At 70.4% G+C, this 18122-nt stretch carries 13 protein-coding genes, 1 tRNA gene and 2 pseudogenes; 11 read left to right on the forward strand and 5 right to left on the reverse strand.

Annotation, left to right across the window (positions count from 1 at the left end):
• Positions 1 to 12: 12 nt before the first annotated feature.
• The 4 genes and pseudogenes from AB0J06_RS03405 to AB0J06_RS03420 all read left to right on the forward strand — a co-directional run.
• A pseudogene (locus tag AB0J06_RS03405) lies at positions 13 to 411 on the forward strand (hypothetical protein); the annotation flags it as partial.
• 1028 nt (positions 412 to 1439) lie between these two features.
• The gene (locus AB0J06_RS03410; RefSeq protein WP_357424117.1) at positions 1440 to 1643 is read left to right on the forward strand and encodes a hypothetical protein; all 204 of its coding nucleotides are present in this window, start codon (positions 1440 to 1442) and stop codon (positions 1641 to 1643) included.
• A 112-nt stretch (positions 1644 to 1755) separates the two neighbouring features.
• Positions 1756 to 1920 (forward strand): transposase, encoded by a 165-nt coding sequence (locus AB0J06_RS03415; RefSeq protein ID WP_357424372.1) that lies wholly within the window; start codon positions 1756 to 1758, stop codon positions 1918 to 1920.
• Positions 1917 to 2230, forward strand: a pseudogene (locus tag AB0J06_RS03420) (transposase family protein); the annotation flags it as partial. The gene AB0J06_RS03415 and the pseudogene AB0J06_RS03420, both read left to right, overlap by 4 nt.
• 12 nt (positions 2231 to 2242) lie before the next feature.
• On the opposite strand, the gene AB0J06_RS03425 reads toward AB0J06_RS03420, so the two are convergent.
• On the reverse strand, positions 2243 to 3037 hold the full coding sequence (locus AB0J06_RS03425; RefSeq protein WP_357424120.1) for a maleylpyruvate isomerase N-terminal domain-containing protein: 795 nt from the start codon (positions 3035 to 3037) through the stop codon (positions 2243 to 2245).
• A 772-nt stretch (positions 3038 to 3809) separates the two neighbouring features.
• On the opposite strand from AB0J06_RS03425, the gene AB0J06_RS03430 reads away from it, so the two are divergent.
• The gene (locus tag AB0J06_RS03430) at positions 3810 to 5546 is read left to right on the forward strand and encodes a recombinase family protein (RefSeq protein WP_357424374.1); all 1737 of its coding nucleotides are present in this window, start codon (positions 3810 to 3812) and stop codon (positions 5544 to 5546) included.
• Here the strand turns inward: AB0J06_RS03430 and AB0J06_RS03435 are convergent.
• Positions 5502 to 5585 (reverse strand) — tRNA-Leu (locus AB0J06_RS03435). The two genes, AB0J06_RS03430 and AB0J06_RS03435, sit on opposite strands and share 45 nt — an antisense overlap.
• A gap of 627 nt (positions 5586 to 6212) precedes the next feature.
• Here AB0J06_RS03435 and AB0J06_RS03440 point away from each other — a divergent pair.
• The 5 genes from AB0J06_RS03440 (at position 6213) to AB0J06_RS03460 (ending at position 14938) form a co-directional block, all read left to right on the forward strand.
• Complete coding sequence (locus tag AB0J06_RS03440; protein WP_357424122.1) at positions 6213 to 7592, forward strand: tetratricopeptide repeat protein; 1380 nt, start codon at positions 6213 to 6215, stop codon at positions 7590 to 7592.
• 204 nt (positions 7593 to 7796) lie between these two features.
• Entirely contained in the window at positions 7797 to 10451 is a 2655-nt protein-coding gene (locus tag AB0J06_RS03445; protein ID WP_357424124.1) for a fibronectin type III domain-containing protein, read from the forward strand.
• A gap of 30 nt (positions 10452 to 10481) precedes the next feature.
• Entirely contained in the window at positions 10482 to 11477 is a 996-nt protein-coding gene (locus tag AB0J06_RS03450; protein ID WP_357424126.1) for a MoxR family ATPase, read from the forward strand.
• Positions 11478 to 11492: 15 nt separating this feature from the next.
• Positions 11493 to 12665, forward strand: coding sequence for a DUF58 domain-containing protein (locus AB0J06_RS03455; protein ID WP_357424129.1), 1173 nt, complete (start codon positions 11493 to 11495; stop codon positions 12663 to 12665).
• Positions 12666 to 12706: 41 nt separating this feature from the next.
• Positions 12707 to 14938 (forward strand): DUF3488 and transglutaminase-like domain-containing protein, encoded by a 2232-nt coding sequence (locus AB0J06_RS03460; protein ID WP_357424376.1) that lies wholly within the window; start codon positions 12707 to 12709, stop codon positions 14936 to 14938.
• 4 nt (positions 14939 to 14942) lie between these two features.
• Here the strand turns inward: AB0J06_RS03460 and AB0J06_RS03465 are convergent, their stop codons facing one another.
• Together AB0J06_RS03465 and AB0J06_RS03470 are read right to left on the reverse strand one after the other, a co-directional pair.
• Positions 14943 to 15143: a hypothetical protein gene (locus AB0J06_RS03465; protein WP_357424131.1), complete on the reverse strand. Its 201-nt coding sequence runs from the start codon at positions 15141 to 15143 to the stop codon at positions 14943 to 14945.
• The gene (locus AB0J06_RS03470; RefSeq protein ID WP_357424133.1) at positions 15143 to 16210 is read right to left on the reverse strand and encodes a LacI family DNA-binding transcriptional regulator; all 1068 of its coding nucleotides are present in this window, start codon (positions 16208 to 16210) and stop codon (positions 15143 to 15145) included. Before AB0J06_RS03470 ends, AB0J06_RS03465 begins: the two co-directional genes overlap by 1 nt.
• 302 nt (positions 16211 to 16512) lie before the next feature.
• Between AB0J06_RS03470 and AB0J06_RS03475 the strand changes: the two genes are divergently transcribed.
• Positions 16513 to 17277, forward strand: coding sequence for a hypothetical protein (locus tag AB0J06_RS03475; RefSeq protein ID WP_357424135.1), 765 nt, complete (start codon positions 16513 to 16515; stop codon positions 17275 to 17277).
• 44 nt (positions 17278 to 17321) lie between these two features.
• On the opposite strand, the gene AB0J06_RS03480 is transcribed toward AB0J06_RS03475, so the two are convergent.
• Positions 17322 to 18122 (reverse strand): SDR family oxidoreductase, encoded by an 801-nt coding sequence (locus AB0J06_RS03480; RefSeq protein ID WP_357424137.1) that lies wholly within the window; start codon positions 18120 to 18122, stop codon positions 17322 to 17324.

The raw sequence follows: 18122 nt of genomic DNA on the forward strand, positions 1-18122 counted from the left end.
AACCCCGCAGCCAGTGGGAATCCTCTGCTCGAGCGGCTCGACCCGCACGACGGGCGCAGGCTGCTGGCGCTCGGATGCCAGTTGGTCTGGGCAACGACCTGGATGTCCGAGGCGAACGAGGTCATCTCACCGCGACTCGGGCTCCCGGACCTCCCCGTCGTCGAATGGCCCGACACCGACGAAGATCCAACGCCGGGCCTGCACTGGAAAACGGCACCCCTCACCCGTTGGGCAACCGGACGCCCGTTCGTCTGGCTCGACGACGAGACAACCGATGTTGACCGGCGATGGGTCGCCACCCACTACCCCGAGCGGGCACTGCTGCACCGAGTCGATCCACACCTGGGGCTGACCGAGGCCGATTTCTCTACGGTCCGCCGATGGCTCGAGCAGGACCACGGCACTGCCTGACTCCCGGCATGCTCGTGCGCCACCCTGGGCGACACTACGCTCAGGAGGTGGGTGATGAGGTATCGGGAGAACTCACGCCCCGGCCCTGCCGAGCCGCGGACCTCGCGGCCGTGATCGGTCTACTCGCGATGATCGAAGCCGAGCTCATGACGGGTGAGGTCTCCGAACACCTCGCCGGTCGCATCCTGAACAGAGCCCTCCCCCCCCCCTGGACCTGGATCTGACCCAAGCAGGGCGTCCCCACCACCGCGAAGCCCTCCACTGCCCCCACCGCCTGCTCAGCGATAGCGCGTCAACGTGCTCATCGACTGCTGGCGCCCGATGCCACCGAACGGTCACATTCGCAGCGGTTGACCGCCGGACGAGCAGCCGCATCTCAGCCGCCGCGCCCGGGGGACGGTTCGACGAACTCATCGCGCCCGTTCCCGACCACACGACCGCCGAACGGTCCGCCGGCCTCGCCGGTCCTGTCATCGGCGGGAAGGTTGAGCAAACAACTCACGGCGAGCAACAACGAGCCTTTTTATCGTGACGGTGGAGGTCACGGCCAAGTGGAGACCCCAGGTGTCAACATAGGACGAGACTCCCGGTAAGACAGCAGTCGACCAAGATCAGATGCCCCAACCGGGAGCCTCGCTGTGCCGTCTTACCCTGCCGCGATTCCGTTGTCCGCCCGCAGCCTGAACCCACCTCGCGGATCTCATCCACTCAACCAATCTGATGGCAATCGGCGTGTTTCTAAGTACGAGCACCACACGAGGAAGAGGGCCCGATGCCAACCCGTCCGGCCCTCAGACTGGATGACATCGAGCGCCATCGACACCAGTCGAAAGTTGCAGCGGTTGAATCGTCGAGACTCACCACCTTGGTACGCTCCCGCGTTGGCGGCGATTTCGGCGGTCAGGGCAATCGCTCTAACCGAGTCGGGATACCGCATCTATGGCCGTGTGGCACTTGTGGGTGCTACAGTCTGGCTTCTACAGTCAGCTATTCGACCGCTTAGGCGGAAATTTCGCGGAAGGTTCGAAATGGCATCGGCGAAGTCAAAAGGGCTAGGATTTAAAGGGTTTGCGACGTTGGCAATCTCTGCCCTGATTGGTCTGGCAGCGATATTTTTTATCGCGCGCGCGGACGGCAACGTCACCGCCTATGTCATTGGTGGCGCCATTCTGGTGATAATGATTTATTTCATTGTTGCCACGATCGTAAACTGGAATAAGCCGCAACGTTAAATCCGCTACTTCGCGGGTCCGGCGTCGCATTGTCGTCGGACCCGCTAATCTCGGTTTGGGGCGGCAAATATTCGACGATCGCCAGGTTGTGGGGCAGGCGTGGGCGCAGTTCGTGCCGCTCCTGGCCTTCGACGCCGAGATCCGCACCGTCGTGCACTCCGCCAACACCATCGAAAGCGTCAGCGCCCGAATTCGCCGCGCCCTCCCCGCCCGCGGGTACTCCTCGAAGGAGGCCACCGCGCTCAAGTGCGTCTATCTCAATGTGATGAGCCGCTGACCGCGGCCCGCGCTTCCGGCATCATCGACGCCCTGAACAGCGCCAACGTGATGACCTTTGCCGATAAGGCGCCCGCGGCAGCATCCGCACACCGTTCAAACGCCACCGCTACCGGCCGAAACTGCCGCGCTGGCAGAAGAAGGTCAACCGCGCTCACGCCCGGATCCGCGCCACCGGTGAACGCGCCAACGCCACCCTCAAGACCTGGAAAGTTCTGACGAAACTGCGCTGTTGCCCACACCGCGCCACCGCGATCCTGCAGGCGATCCTGGTTCTGCACCACGTCGAGCACCGGGGCTACGCAGGATAGAAGGGATCGTTGTTACACGGACGGGTCCCAGGCGATGAGCTGGTCGAAGATGCGACGGTCGCCGTCCAGCTTTAGCTTCAGAGAATCCGGCGGTATGCGGCCGTAAAAGAACAGGACCAGGTCACTGGCCGTGCCCCGGGCGGAGGCGTCGGCCGTGTCCGGGGCCTCGCTGGCAGCAGGCTCGCCGAGGCGGGCGGCCCATGCGCCGTCGCGGGACAGCTGAAGGCGCCAAGAGCGGCCCTCGGTGGCGTAGTAATCGACGACGGCGGGTTCGTGCGGCCAGGCGACATCCGTCGAGCAGAGGGTGAACTGGCAGTCGTCGAAACCGTCGAGGGCGACCTCCTCCGGCAGCGGCTGCGGGGCACCCACGGTGAGCTGGACATCGTAGGTGTGCACCGCGATCTCGGGAACCTGGCGCCGTGCCCATGCACCGGAGGTTTGCGGTGACTGCGAGTCACCCCACCACGTCCAACAACCGCGGTCCGGGCCGGCCTCGCGCAGCGCGCTCGTCAGTCGCTCGACGGACTCGGTCCACCAGGCCAGGAGAGCCTCGCGTTCCCGAGGCGCACCCGTGCCGTCCTCCCAAGCGGACTTCTCCGGGGGAGCGTCTGCAGGCCCTGCGGCGACGATGGCGGCCGACTTGCGGCGGCCCATGCCGACGTGTTGCACGAGATCGAACAGCGTCCGCTCGGGATGGGTCGGCACCGGCATGTCGAGGCTGGGCGCCGCAGCGACCGCGGCGCGGAAGGCGGTCGACCGTTCGTCAATCAGCCGCAGATGATCAGAGAACGTGAGAAATTTGTGCACCCCGGCTTTCTATCACTGTGCTCCGACAACCGGACAGCGATTTTCACAGCCGACGCGGCGGGCGCCGGGCGCTGCGCGCCAGGGTTCCACCTGCCGTGACCTGCACCGTCACGATGAAAAAGGCTCAACGATCGAGTCCAGGAAGACGTCGGCATACGTTTATCGATTCGGTCACATGCTTGATGAATCGATTCCTTCGACCACTTTCCGCAAATGAACCAAGCAGAAGGCACGTCGGCTCGCGGCGATCCGCCTGGTCTTCGCGCCCTCCTCGTCGGCTTGCATCCGGCGGGCGTCAATGTCAGGGAGAACCTCCTTCCATCGGACACTCAGAATGCGGTATGGCAACGAGCACGCGCAGGCGACCGGCTCCGGCGCGAGGCCGACGACCCCTACCCCGAATTCGCATCCTCAGCCAGCAGCACCCGCACAGCTCAGGCATTCCCAGTTCCTCATTCTCGTTCGCTGGGAGCGCGGAGTCGACTCCAACAAAGAAAGGAGACACCTGATGAATGCCTCACCTCGAGCCGGCCAGACCAAGGCCTTAGCCTCTCGGAGCGCGTATGCCCTCACAAGAATCAGATTTTCATATTTCCCGTAATCCCGAATACAATTCTCACGACAGACAGGTGCCACGGGAAGAAAAGCAGCACCTACCGACTGTATCCACCCCAACGGACCCACCCGAGTTAGGCCCGGCCGCCGCACGCGCCCTGCTACGGATACTGCTTTCCGCATGCCAACGGCTGCCGCACCCCGGAAGTGAGGAAATATGACCACAGACCGGAAATTCACAAGACACCGCACGACACCGCCTGCTTTCGACGATCAGCCGCTGCGTTTCGCGTTCTACGGCCGAGTGTCCACCGAGGACCAGCAGGACCCGGAAGCCTCCCGCGCGTGGCAACTGTCGCGGTCACGGGCACTGATCGAGCCGGTCGGGGGGCAGGTCGTCGCCGAGTTCTTCGACATCGGCCTGTCCCGCTCACTACCGTGGAAGCGCCGCCCCGAGGCATCCCGCCTGCTCGCCGCGCTCCGCGATCCGCGCCGGGGCTTCGACGCCGTGGTGATCGGTGAACCGCAGCGCGCCTTCTACGGCAACCAGTTCGGCCTGACGTTTCCACTGTTCGAGCACTACGGTGTCGCACTGTGGGTACCCGAGGTCGGTGGGGCCGTCGACCCCGGCAGCGATGCGCACGATCTCGTCATGGCTCTCTACGGAGGCATGAGCAAGGGCGAACGCAACCGCATCAAGGTACGCGTGCGCAGTGCCATGGCCGCCCAGGCGGCCACGGAGGGACGGTTCCTCGGCGGACGGCCACCCTACGGCTACCGGCTCGTCGACGCCGGCCCTCACCCGAACCCGAGCAAGGCAGCCGACGGCCGACGGCTGCACCGCCTGGAACCCGATCCGCTCACCGCACCCTTCGTCCGGCGCATCTACGCCGAATACCTCGCCGGAAACGGCATATTCGCCATCGCCGAAGGACTCACCCGCGACGGCGTCCTATCCCCCTCGGCCTACGACCGGCGACGCAACCCGCACCGCACCACCACGGCCTGGAGCAAGAGCGCCATCCGCGTCATCCTGACCAACCCCCGCTACACCGGCCGGCAGGTGTGGAACAAACAACGCAAGACCGAAATCCTGATCGACGACGTCGCCCTCGGACACGAAACCAAACTGCGCTGGAACCCCACCCACGAGTGGATCTACTCCGGCGGGCTGGCACACGAACCGCTCATCGATGACGAGACGTTCGCCCGCGTCCAGACGCTGATCGCCAGTGCCGGCAGGCGTCCCGACGGGGTCATGAAGCCCCGGGCCAGCAAGCGCAACTACGTGCTCTCCGGCCTCCTGCGCTGCGGCATATGCCAACGGCGCATGACCGGCAGCTTCAACAACGACCGCAACCACTACCGCTGCACCTACGCCGCCGAGTACACCGACGCCAACCGCATCGCCCACCCCCGCAGCGTCTACGTCCGCGAGGACCACATCCTCGAACAACTCCACCCATGGCTCGCCCGAGCCTTCTCGCCCAGCCGACTCACCACAACCGTCCAAGCCATGGCCGATGCCCAACACGACGACGTCGACCAGCAGGCGATCAAAGCAGCCCGAGAAACCCTCGCCACCTGCGCAACCCGCCTGGACCGCTACCGCGCAGCCCTCGACAGCGGCGCCGACCCCACCGTCGTCAGCCGATGGATCGCCGACGTCCAAGCCGAACAGCTCACCGCCGAAGCCGCCCTGCGTCGCCTCACCGGACGCCGGACCATGAGCCCGGACGAAATCCGCCGCATCGTGGAAGCCCTGGGAAACATCACCACTGTGCTCCGCGACGCCGACCCCGGCGACAAGGCACTGATCTACCGCGAATTGGGGCTGACGCTGACCTACCGGCCGACCGCCCGCACGGTATCCGCTCAGGCAACCCCAAACGGATCATGTACTAGATTGTGTCCGAGGGGGGACTTGAACCCCCACGCCCTATACGGGCACTAGCACCTCAAGCTAGCGCGTCTGCCATTCCGCCACCCGGACTTGCATGTACACCCTACCTCGCGCCATCCGGACGACTTCATCGTCCATCGGCCGCCCGGCGGGCCGCACGGTGGACTACTGTACACGGCCCCGCTGGATCATGCACATCACCCGCCGGACCGCCGGCATGCTGCGGAAACGCGCACCGAAAACGGACGGTGGGTGGATGCAGGCAACAGCCAGAATCACCCCGTGACAATCGGCTGAGCCCGACAGCCATCCACACCACCCCGGCTACCACCACGTCACGATCGCGCCGGCCGGCCGGCCGGTGCACCTCGCCGGGTGAGTGCCCGCTCGACGCCACCGGTACCGTCGTCGGACTGGATGATCCGGAGCGCCGGGTCGACCAGATCGCGGCGGACGCGCTGGCGGCTCGCCGCGGTCGGCGCCGGGCCGCAATGCGGGGGCGCACCGTCGTCGGCGACGACCGGGCGGTCCTCGCGGGCGTGTGACGGCGGTGCCAGTGGTCGCCGGATCGGCGCGGCGTTCAGCCCGCCCGGTCCTGGCTGAGCGTCGCCGCTCTGGGCTTCACCGGCCACTCGTCGCGCTGCGGAATCACAGCCGCGCTGCCCGATTGATGTCACCGGACTGGCGCGGAACCTGACGTACCGGCAGCATGACGGGGTGTCTCAGCCCTCGCCGCTAACCGTCGTCCAGCACAACGCCCACGCGCTGCGCGACTCCGGTGATCTCCCCGCCGCCCGCGCCTACCTTCAGCGCGCACTCGAATCGGCCAGGCCGGCGTTTGGCGAAGATCATCCGGAAATTCTCCAGACCGCCCACGTACTGGCGGGGCTGCACCGGGAGGCCGACGACCCGATGGCCGCCCGGCGGGTGCTGGAGGAGGCGCTCGCTGGCGGGGACCGCCGGCTGGGCTATTCGGACCCGCTGATGCTGACGCTCTCCTTCGAGCTCGGCCAAGTGGCAGAGGAATTGGGTAACCGGCACGAGGCCCGGAAGAGTTTCGGCCGCGTGGTCGCCGCCGGGCCCGCCGTGCTCGGCGAGGATCATTGGCAGGTACGTGCGGCGCGCGAGTACGTCGGCGAGCCGCAGCCCGCCCCGGCACCCGTCGCTGAGCCGGTGCCGCCGGCGTCGGTGACGCCTTCACCCGTGTCCCCGACGACCCCGAACCACGATTCGACGACCGGTCTGCACGTCCTTCCCGCCCCGCCGGTCAGCGCCGCGCCGCCCCCAGCGGCCGAGCCGGTCCAGCAGCAGCCGGCCTACCCGGCCGAGCCGGTCCAGCAGCAGCCCGGCTACCCGGCCGAGCCGGTCCAGCAGCAGCGTGCCGTTCCCGCGGAGCGCGTGCCGCACGCGCCGGACCATCCCATGGAGCCCGTTCCGCACCAGCCGGCATACCCGGCCGAACCGGTGCAGGCTACGCCCGGCTATCCGGTCGAACAGGCACCGCTGGCGCCCGCCTACCCGGCTGAGCCGGTCCAGCAGACGGCGCCGTACCCGTTCGGCCCGGGGGGCCAACCGGAGCAGTACCCGGCACTTCAGCCGTACCCGACGGTCCAACCGCTTTCCGTGCCCCCATCGCACCCACCGGCGCCGACGGCCGTCTCCTCGCGTGGCCGCGGTCTGACGGTGGCGGCGGCGATCGCGGCCGCCGCGGCCGCCATCGCGGCGACGCTGGTCGGGCTCGCGGTCCTCGCCGACAAGGGGGGATCCCCGGCGGGGCCGGAGGGCTCCCCGAGCGCCGGCCCGGTATTGGGCGGCGACCCCCCGACCGATCTGCGTCTGCGCGACGACGGGTCGGCGATCACGGTGACCTGGGACGACCCCACTGCCGGAACGGTGCCGTTCATGGTCGCCGGGGGCCGCGCGGGACAGCCGTTGAACGGAATGGCCACGATCAAAGCGGGCGAGACGAGCTACACGGTCAACGGGTTGAGTCCCCGGCTGGACTACTGCTTCACGGTCCTGGCCGTCTACTCGACCGACAGGTACGCGACCTCCGGTCAGGTCTGCACCGCCCGGTCCACGCCCACCCCGCGATAGCGGTAACACGCCGTTACGCTGCGGCGACACCACATTCGACAGCGCGTCGTCCACAGGGCGCGTCGGGCGTTGTCCACAGCCGGACGTCACGGGTTTCCGCCTCTATTGACCAGGCCATATGATGGCTCCCGGCTTTGGCAAGGAGCGCCGGCGAGGACGCGCGCGACAGGCACTGTCCGCATATGGGTGGGGAGGCGGCCGGCTGTGGTCACCACAGACATCGGCACCGCAGGTAACGAGAAGAGCAGCACACCGAAGCGCCGGCTGAGCACGCGCGGCGGGTTGGTCACCGTCGGCACGGTCGCCGCGCTGGTCGCCGCGATGGGCTTGACCGTGCTCGGCGTGGGCGCGGCGGACAACGCGGTAGCCAGCTACGACGCGAGCTCCTGGCTGTGGAGCGCCGCGAAGAGTGAGATGGCCCGGGTCAACGGGGTGACCGGCCGCGTCGACACCCGGCTGCAGGTGCCGCAGGCGCGCAGCCACGCGATGCAGGTGGCCCAGACCGACCGTTTCCTGATCCTCCGCGACCTCGCCACCGGCCAGGTCAGTTCCCTGGATCTGGCGACCCTGCAGATCACCGCGACGACGAGGACCACGGCCGGCCTCGGTGTCAGTGTCGCTATGCACAAGGACGCCGCTTTCGTGGTCGATACGGTGCAGGGCATCGTGCGTCAACTCGACCCGCGCTCGCTCGTGCCGGTTGGTGAGCCCGTGCGCTATCCCCCGGGCATCACCGGCGGCTTCTTCGACGGCGACGGCCGGTTGTGGATCGCGGTGCCGAGCGAGGGCACCGTCTCCGCCATCACCGCCGCCGAACTCCCGTCCACAGCCCCGTCCACGGGTGGCGGCGGGGGCGGGTTGAGCCCGAAGCTGGTCCGCACGGTGGCGGTCGCCCCGCCCAGCAACGACCTGGCCATCTCCACTCTCGACAACGGTGTCGCGGTCCTCAACCGGACGAGCAACACCCTGACCATTGTGCGCGGCGAGGAGCAGCGCGACGTGCCGCTCACCATGGCGGGGCCGGGGGCGCTCCCGTCGCGCACCAGCGGCGCGCAGGTGCCGGTGACGATCCCGGACAGCCGGCATGTGCTCGTGGTGAGCGATGCGGGCGTCCAGCAGTTCGCGGTGCCGGGCGAAGGCGACCGGCTCCGCCCGGCGGTCGCCTGGGCGGGGCTGTTCTACTGCGCCGACGACGCCACCGGCACGGTCTACGCCTTCGACCCGGCCGGCAAGCTCGTGGAGAAGATCGAGGTCAACGGCGCCAACGGGCTGCTGGAGCTGGAAGTCCGGGAAAACTACCTGTTCATCAACGCGCCGAACTCGTCAACGGCCCGGGTGGTCGACGCGAAGCACACGGTGCGGGTGGTCGACAAGTACGCCAACGACATCCTGGGCGGCGACCCGCCGCCGGTCCCCCCGCCGCCGCCTCCGCCGAAGAAGCCGGTGGTGGGTAAGCCGAGCGCGCCCCGCGGCGTGACCGCCTCGGCCGGAAACGCGCAGGCGCGGGTCAGTTGGGGTGCGGCCGCGCCGAACGGCGCGACCGTGACGAAGTACGTGGTGGAGGGTGACGGCAAGACCCGCGAAGTGGGCGCCAACCAGCGTTCGCTGGAGATCACCGGCCTGACCAACGGCAAGACGTACCGCTTCGCGGTACACGCGGTCAACGCCAAGGGCGCGGGTCCGGCGCGGACGAGCAACCCCGTCGTGCCCACGGCCGAGGTGCCGGACCCGCCGGCCAGCGTCACGGCCGAAGAGCGCCCGGACGGCTCGGTGGTGGTGAGGTGGGCGGCCGCCAACGGACAGGGACGCCGGATCACCAAGTACGCGGTGACCGCCGTGTCCGCCGCGGCGAGCGCCCCGGTCGGCGAGTCCCCCAAGACCCAGCTGACGATCCCGGCCGGCGAATTGGAGTACGGCACGCAGTACGCGTTCACCGTGGTCGCGGTCAACGAGAAGGGGGCGGGGTCCAAGCCGTCCCCGGTCAGCAACACGGTCGTGCCGTTCACCCTGCCGGGCGCCCCGCCGGGCGGGGTGAACGCCACCACCGTGTCCGGCGAGAGCGGCGCGATCCAGGTGACCTGGGCCCCGGCGCAGGAGAACGGTCGGCCGGTCACCAGGTACGTGGTGGAGGCCAACGGCAAGAAGACCGACGTCACCGACGGCACGCAGGTGAAGCTCACCGGATTCGGCGAGGGAGAGAACGTCACGGTGAAGGTGCAGGCGGTCAACGAGGCCGGCGCCGGACCGGCCGTGACCGACACGGCCCGCACGGTGGCCAAGCCACAGGTGACGATCACCGGCGGTTCGGCGGACGAGACGTCGGTGACGGTCGCTTTCACGGTCAACGCCGGCGGTGGGCAGGCCCAGTGCAGGGCCACGGTGCCCGGTGCCGCCGCGGCGACGGGCAGTTGCAGCCGGTTGACCGTCGGTGGCCTCAAGCCGAGCACGGACTACACGGTCACGGTGACCGCGACCAACGCCGCCGGCAGTCAGAGCGGGACGCGGAAGCAGGCGACGGCGTCGGTCTTCGGCCGGGCGGTCTGCAACAACAACACGTCCAGCTCCGATCCGGCGCAGCACACCTGGTGCAACGACACGGACAACGGCCGACAGATCCGCAACGGCACGTCGGAACAGGCGCCGCTGCTCGGTCGGGCCGACCAGAACCAGCGCCTGGAAGCGATCTGCAAGGTCAACGGCAGCGCGATCCACCCGTACGTCTACAACAAGGGCAAGGCCGACCCGACCAGCGTCTGGATCCGGGTGCCGTGGGGCAGCGGCACCGGCTACATCTCGTTCGCCTGGTTCAACCTCGAGGGATACGGGATCAACTCGACCGGGCCGCTGCCCGGCTGCTGATCGCACCACCACGCAAGGAGCACCTCCACCGTGAACACGCAAGAGCCCCTCACCCCCCAACAGGTGCAGGGCTTCGCCGCCTTGGCCGGCCGGCTCGCCGACACCATCTCCACGGTGGTGCTCGGCAAGCCCCAGGTGGTCCGGTTGGCGTTGACCGCGCTCTTCGCACAGGGACACGTGCTCCTGGAGGACGTGCCCGGCGTCGGCAAGACCACACTGGCCCGGGCGATCGCCGCGACCGTACGGGGCCAGTGGCGGCGTATCCAGTTCACGCCGGATCTGCTCCCCGCCGACGTCTCCGGCGTGACCATCTTCAACCAGGCCACGCGGGGCTTCGAGTTCCATCCCGGCCCGGTCTTCGCCAACATCGTCATCGCCGACGAGATCAACCGGGCCTCGCCGAAGACCCAGTCGGCGCTGCTGGAGGTGATGGAGGAACGCAACGTCACCGTCGACGGGGTACGGCACCCGGTCCCCCAGCCCTTCCTGGTCGTGGCCACGCAGAACCCGGTCGAGATGGACGGCACGTACCGGCTGCCGGAGGCGCAGCTCGACCGGTTCCTGGTCAAGCTCTCGATCGGCTACCCGGACGAGCAGGTGGAGATCGAGGTGCTGCGCGGGGCGGCGCTGCGCTCGCCGGAGGCGTTGGAGGCGGTCACCGACACCGCCACGGTCGGCGCCATGGTGCGGATGGCGCAGCAGGTGCACATCGCCGATCCGCTCTACGCGTACGCGGTGCGGCTGGCCGCGGCGACCCGCGACCATCCGCAGGTCCGGGTCGGGGTGAGCCCCCGCGGGGTGATCGCGCTGACGCGCGCGGCGTGCGCGTACGCCCTGATCGACGGCCGCGGCTACGTGCTTCCCGAGGACCTCAAAACGCTGCTGACGCCGGTCTTCGCGCACCGCATCCTGCTCTCGCCGGACGCCCAGTTGCGCGGGGTCACCGCCGGCGAGGTGCTGCGGGACGCGATCGAGGCTGTGCCGGTCCCGCTGCCCTCGGGGCAGCCCGCCCCGGCCGGAGCCTGACCCCGGCGTACGACCATGACGCTCACCCCTCGCGGCATCGGGCTGCTCGGCAGCGCCGCCATCCTGCTGTTGGCGGGGTTCCGGTTCGGCTACGCCGAGCTGACCCTGCTGGGCACCGTGGCGGCGATCGCCGTGGCCTGCGCCCTGGCGCACGCCGCGTGGCGGCCGCGCCTCGATGTCTCGCGCCGGGCCGACCCGGACCGGGTGGCGCGCGGTGACGCGGCCACGATGGCGCTGACCGTGCGCAACGGCAGCCGGCTACGCTCGGCCAACCTGATCGCCGAGGATCGTTGCGGGGAGCGCGTCGTGCCGGTGCCGTTGCTGCGGCTGCGGCCCGGCCGGGACACGACGGTCAGCTATCCGGTGCCGACCCACCGGCGCGGTGTGGTGCCGGTCGGTCCGCTGCGGGTGACCCGACGCGACGTGCTGGGACTGGTCTCGCTGGGCCGCTCCCACGGTGAGACCGCCCGGGTCTGGGTGCATCCGCGGATCCACCCGCTCGCCGCCGTGCCGGCCGGGGTCGCCCGCAGCATGGACGGGAGATTCGACCGGGTGCCACACGGGACGATCACGTTCGACTCGTTGCGCGAGTACGTCGTCGGCGACGAGCTGCGCCGGGTGCACTGGCGGACCAGCGCCCGGATCGGCGAGCTGATGGTCCGTGAGGACCTCGACACCAGCCTGCCGCGGATCGTCGTGCTGCTCGACAACCGGGCGAGCGCGCATCCGCAGGTCGTCGACGGCGTGGCCCAGACGTTCGAGTCGGCCTGCGAGGCCGCCGCCTCGGTGATCGCGGCGGCGATCCGTGAGGACCTGCCGGTGACGCTGTTGCTGGTGGACGACGACCGGATGGCCGGCGACCACCTCGACCGACTCACCGAAGCAGAGCTGCGCGACGGCCGGCGGGACGGCGCTGAGGCGTTGCGCACGGCGACCACGCGGCTGCGCCAGCAGCGCCTCGGCGACACTTTGGTTTTCCTGACCGGGCCCGGTGCGCGGGCGGAGCTGGGCCTGCTCGGTGCGCTGCGCGGACCGTATCCGGCGGTGCTGGCCGCGATCTTCCACGGTGGCGACGCGACGGGTCCGACCGGGCCGGGCGGCGCCGGCTCGGTCGAGGGGATGCTCGTCATCGACGCGGCGGACGGCGCTGACTTCGCCGCCGAGTGGGACGGGGCGGGCGGGTGGTGAGGGTGCTGCGGGCGCTGCCCGTACCGGTGGTTCTGGTCGCGATGATCGGCCTGTCCGGTGTCGCGCTGGGCCGGATCTACGCCGGTCCGCTGCTGACCCAGCTCATGGTCGGCGCGGCGGTCGTCTCGGTGGCGGTGAGCGTCGCGGCCCGCCGGCTACCGGCCTGGCTGGTGGCGCCCCTGTCGGTGCTCGGCCTCGCCGGCTACGCCGTACTCGGGCTCCGTCTCGCGGCGCAGCGCGCGGCGCTGCCGGGGGCGCTCGGTGACGCGCTGGCCGACGCGGCGCGCAACGGCATTCCCCGGCTGCTGACCGCCATGATTCCGGTCGAGCCGTTGCCCGACACGGTGCTGGTGCCGGTGGTGGCCGCCTGGCTGGCCGGTCTCGCGGGCGCCGAGTTGGCGCTCCGCTCGCGGCGGGTGCTGCTCGGCTACGCGCCGGCGGCGCTGCTCTACGCCGGAGCGCTCTACGTCGTCGGTCCCAACGCCGACGCCGCGCTCTGGCCGACGCTGGCCTTCGCCGCGCTCGGGGTGGCCGGGCTGGCGGTGACCGGGCGCCCCGCGGCGCCGCGGGCGCCGGAGACGGAGCTGGCCCCAGCCGTCCGCGCCGCGCTGCGGGCACGGGTCGTCGCGGGGGCCGCCGCCGGGGTGGCGGCGATCCTTGTCCTGGGCGTCGCGGTGGCGCCGCTGGTCGCCGCGCGGGTGAGCACCAAGCCCGTCGACCCGCGCCGGTACGTGCAGCCCCCGCAGGTCGACAGCCTCGACGAGAGCCCGCTGATCCGGATCTCCGGGTGGGCGCTCAACCCCGACCAGAAGCTGCTCGACGTTACGACCACCGGCGGCGGGGGCGCGGCCCCGGCGCCGAGCGCGAGCCCCGGCGGGGAGCCGGATGGCGGGACCGGACGGGGCGGGGTCTGGATCCGGCTGGCCGTGCTCAGCGACTACGACGGCGTGACCTGGCGCGTCGGCGGCACCTACCGCAGCGCCGGACGCGTCCTGCCCTCGGCGCAGCGCACCCCGGGGGCGACGGTGGAGACGATCCGTCAGGAGATCACCGTCGGCGACCTGACCGGCCGGCTCCTCCCCGCGGTGGCCGCCCCGGAGCAGGTCGAGGGGGCCCGGGTGGCGTACGACCCGGGCAGCGGCACGCTCATCCGACCCGAAGGGCTGGCGCCCGGCCTGCGGTACGCGGTCACCTCGGCGCGTGAGCGCCCCGACTACAACGAGCTCAGTGCGGCCAACGTCCCGTCGGGGGACGCGGTGGCGCGGGTGCTGCGGCTCGGCGACGGCGCACCGGAGCAGTTGCAGCGCCTGGCGGAGCAGCTCGCCAGCGACAACGGCGCGCCCTACCAGCGGGCGATCGCGATCGAGCAGTTCCTCGCTGAGCACTACCGGATGGTTTCCGACGCGCCGAGCGGGCACGCCTATCCGAACCTCAACTTCTTTCTCTTCGGTCCACGCAACGCCGGGGGGCAGCGCGGCACATCGGAGCAGTTCGCGGCGGCGTTCGCGGTGCTCGGCCGGCTGATGGGGTTGCCGACGCGGGTGGTGGTGGGCTTCCACTCCCCGACCGGCAACGGTGCGGTCCGCGGCGCCGACGCGTACGCCTGGCCGGAAGTCCTCTTCTCCGACCTCGGGTGGGTGCCGTTCGATCCGCTGCCGCAGCCGAAAACCGAACCGCGACCGGTGGAGGAGGACTTCAAGCCGAAGCCGGAGAATTCGACTCCCCCGCCGACCGAAGCGCCGACGCCGACCGCGGCCCCGACGGAGTCGGTGTCGCCGGCCGCCGTGGCCGAACCGCCCCGGCAGGGTGGCGTGGGCGCCCCGCTGCTCGCCGGCATCGGAGTCGGCACGCTGGCGCTGCTGCTGGCGGGCGCGGCGATGACGGTGGTGCTGTTGCGGCGGTCGCAGCGGCGGCGCCGGCTGGATGCGGGTTCACCGGCGGCACGGATCGCCGGGGCATGGCTGGAGGTGACCGACGCGTTGCGGCTGGCCGGGCAGCCGGCGGCGGCGCATCTGGCAGCGACGGAGGTGGCGGCGCACGCGGTGCGGGTCCACGACGCGGCCGCTGCGGTCCGCGCCCCGGTGCCCCCGATCGACGAGCTGGCCGCATTGGTCAACCTGACGGCGTTCGCGCCGGCCGGGACGGGCGAGGAGCAGGCACGGCACGCCGGGGCGCAGGCGGTGGCGTACGCGGATCAGCTGCGCGCCCGTCGCTCGTGGTGGCGGCGGCTGCTCTGGTCGGTGCACCCCGGCCCGCTGCGCTGGCGCCGCTGATCGCTCAGCCTGGCAGCGGGTGGCATGGCTCGACGCGGTCGGCGAGCCGGCGAAGCAGGCCGGCGGTCGCCCGGCGGACCGGGTCGACGCGGTGGGGTCGCGGGGCCCGGGTGGGACGTGGCGGCACGATCGGCGCGTCCGGCCGGGCGGAGAGCACGTGGCGGCGGGTGGCGGTCAGCGCGAGGTTCATCCCCAGTGGATCCATCAGGTCCTCCCCGTTGGCGACGGGCCGGTGGAGGCCCGCACGATGAGTTCGGTCGGCAGCACGACCTGGCGGTCGGCGGGGTCGGCGGGCGGATCGAGCAGCAGGCCTCCGGCGATGCGGCCGCGTTCGATGGCGGGCTGCCGGATGGTGGTCAGTCCGGCGGCGCCGGCCTCCGGGATGTCGTCGAAGCCGACGACGGAGACGTCGTGTCCGGCGCGCAGTCCCCGCGCGGCCAGCGCGTCGAGCACGCCGAGTGCGAGCAGGTCGGTGAGGGCGAGCACCGCGGTCGGCGGGTGCGCGCAATCGAGCAGGTACGCGGCGGCGGTGGCTCCCGCCTCCCGACTGTTGTCCGCCGCGTTGGCGGTGCTCACGTCCGTCCACGCGATGCCGGCCGCGGCGAACGCGTCGTGGTATCCCCGCAGCCGTTCGCGGCTCACGTAGTAGGGCACGTCCCCGGGGGCCGCGATGGTCACCGGCCGGGTCTGCCGGTCGACGGTGAGCCAGTCGCCGATTACGGCGATGCGGCGATGGCCGAGCCGCGCGAGGTGCTCCCCCGCAGCACGGGTCGCGGCCGCCTCATCAATGCCCACGCACGCGGCGTTGCGGCCGCCGTCGTGCTCGCCGCTGACGATCGGCAGGCGCCGGGCCCGGATCACGGGCAGCGATCGGTGCCACTCCGGCACGCAGTAGATGCAGAACCCGTCGACCACGGCGTTGCGCACCGCGTTCATGCCCGCCTCGTCGTCCCCCGGCGACAGCGGTAGCAGCAACAGTCCGCTGTCGTGCCGCTCCGCCGCTTCGGAGAGCCCGCGAAGGAACTGCACGGCGTACGGGTCGGTGAAGGCGTACGACATCGTCGCGGTGAAGAGCACACCGATCGCCCCGACCCGTCCCCGGCGCAGCGACCGGGCGGTCGGGTTGGGGCCGGAGTATCCGAGCCGCCGCGCCGTTTCCAGGATCCTCTCGCGCAGCTCCGGGGAGAGCTGATCGGGACGGCTGTACGCATTGGACACGGTGCTGCGCGACACCCCGACGGCGTCGGCGATGGTCTGAAGCGTCCCACCCATCATGGCCTCTTCTGTATCGATACTGCGCCGTCTGAATCGATACAGTACTCCGATCGAACCACGACGCAACCCTCGCGGCGCGCACGTCCCTCAGGACGCCACGCCCAGGCGCCGGGGGCTCCCAGACGGCGGGCGGAAGACCGAATGCGCCCGAGGGATCTGGCCAGAAAGCCGGTCAACGGCGGTCACCGGCCGTCCACGACCGCTTCACGGCGATGTCCCACTGAATCGAGGAGGCGAGGCGGCTCGCCTGTGACGACGAGCAGTGAGGTCACACCAGACACCACGATCTACGCTCGGGTATGAGACCAAAGCATCCGGTGAATCCGAGTAGGCCCACGCCTCGGATCGTGCAGGCAGAGCATCTAGCAGGCTTCACCACAGGCCAGCTCATGGACGTGATGAAGGCCTTCATGGTGATCCTGACCCTGCCCCGGTGGGCTGCTGACCACGTCGACGCACTCGTCGTACCGACCGGTCAGGGCGAGGAGTGGCGTCTCACCCATGCGATCCGCAGCTGGGAGACCAACCGAGACATCAGGTACCTGCTGGTAGCGAATGGGAACCCGGCGGAAGACACGTACGTCGAGATCACGCTCGACTACCTGCGCACTCTCGGCCTCCGCCGCGTGCGTGGGGTCCATCTCCAGGCCGAACCGGCCCCCAACACCGGCCTACAAGGCGCATGGATCGTCGGCCGGGTCGAAGACCTCGGCATCACAAGCCTCGCGCTCACCGTCTCCGCCTACCACCTGCCCCGCGTCTACCTCACAACCCTCAAAGCGCTCAGCCGGAGCGGGATCCGGATCCCCCTCGTTCCGGACCCAGTGACCATCCCTCCCCACACCGCCATCCCGGAAACGCAAGCCACCGCCTACGACCTGCTCCCCGGGGAAGCGGAACGCATCCTCACGTACATGAACAGGGAATGGGTTGCCACGCTCGAGGAACTGCAGGAGTACCTGCAGTGGCTATGGAGCCCTTCGCGTCTGCCGGGCAGCCGACAGTACGCCGACCCACCGGGGACAGCAGCCAGGCCGAGGGGGTCACATCGCCACGCCCCGTAAGCTCTACGTCCACTGTAGAGCGGATGAGATTTCTGGGACACGCGCTAGCGCGGCGGCGGCGCCAGCCGGTCGACCATCGTGCGCATCGCGCCGAGCCAGGCGTCCGGGTCCTCGACCTTGCGGCGGGCGTACCCGGCGACCTCCGGATGCGGCAGGATCAGGAAACGCTCGTCGGCGAGCTCGGCGATCACGGCGTCGGCGACCTGCTCGGGGGTGAGCACCGCGCCGGACGCGGCGGTCACCAGCGCGCCGAGATGCCCGGCGTCGAGCCCGTCGGTGAGCATCGGCGTGCGTACGCCCTGGGGGCAGAGGGCGCTGACCCGGATGCCGCGGTCGCGGTAGGTGATCGCCAGCCACTCCGCGAAGCCGACAGCCGCGTGCTTCGTCACGGTGTACGGGGCGTCCCCGACGGCGGTCAGCAACCCCGCGGCCGAGCAGGTCTGCAGGAGGTATCCCTCGCCGCGGGCGAGCATCCCGGGCAGCACCGCCCGGGCGGCGTAGATGTGGGCGAGCACGTTGACCGCCCACGCCCGCCGCCAGTCGGCGTCGCTCGCGTCGACCCCCGCACCAACGGTCACCCCGGCGTTGGCGCAGAACAGGTCGATCCGACCGTGCCGCCGCTCGGTCTCGGCGACCAGACCGCGTACCTGTTCCTCGTCGGTGACGTCGACTGCGACGGCGGAGGCGGTCGGACCGATCTCAGCGGCGACCCGGGCGGCGGCGGCGGCGTCGAGGTCGGCCACCACGACGGCGGCCGCGCCCTCGGTGGCGAACCGGCGGGCGAGCGCGGCGCCGATGCCGCCCGCTCCCCCGGTCAGCACGACCACCCGGCCGGCGAGTTCCAT

The sequence above is a fragment of the Micromonospora sp. NPDC049679 genome (assembly GCF_040659735.1).
Taxonomy (GTDB): domain Bacteria; phylum Actinomycetota; class Actinomycetes; order Mycobacteriales; family Micromonosporaceae; genus Micromonospora_I.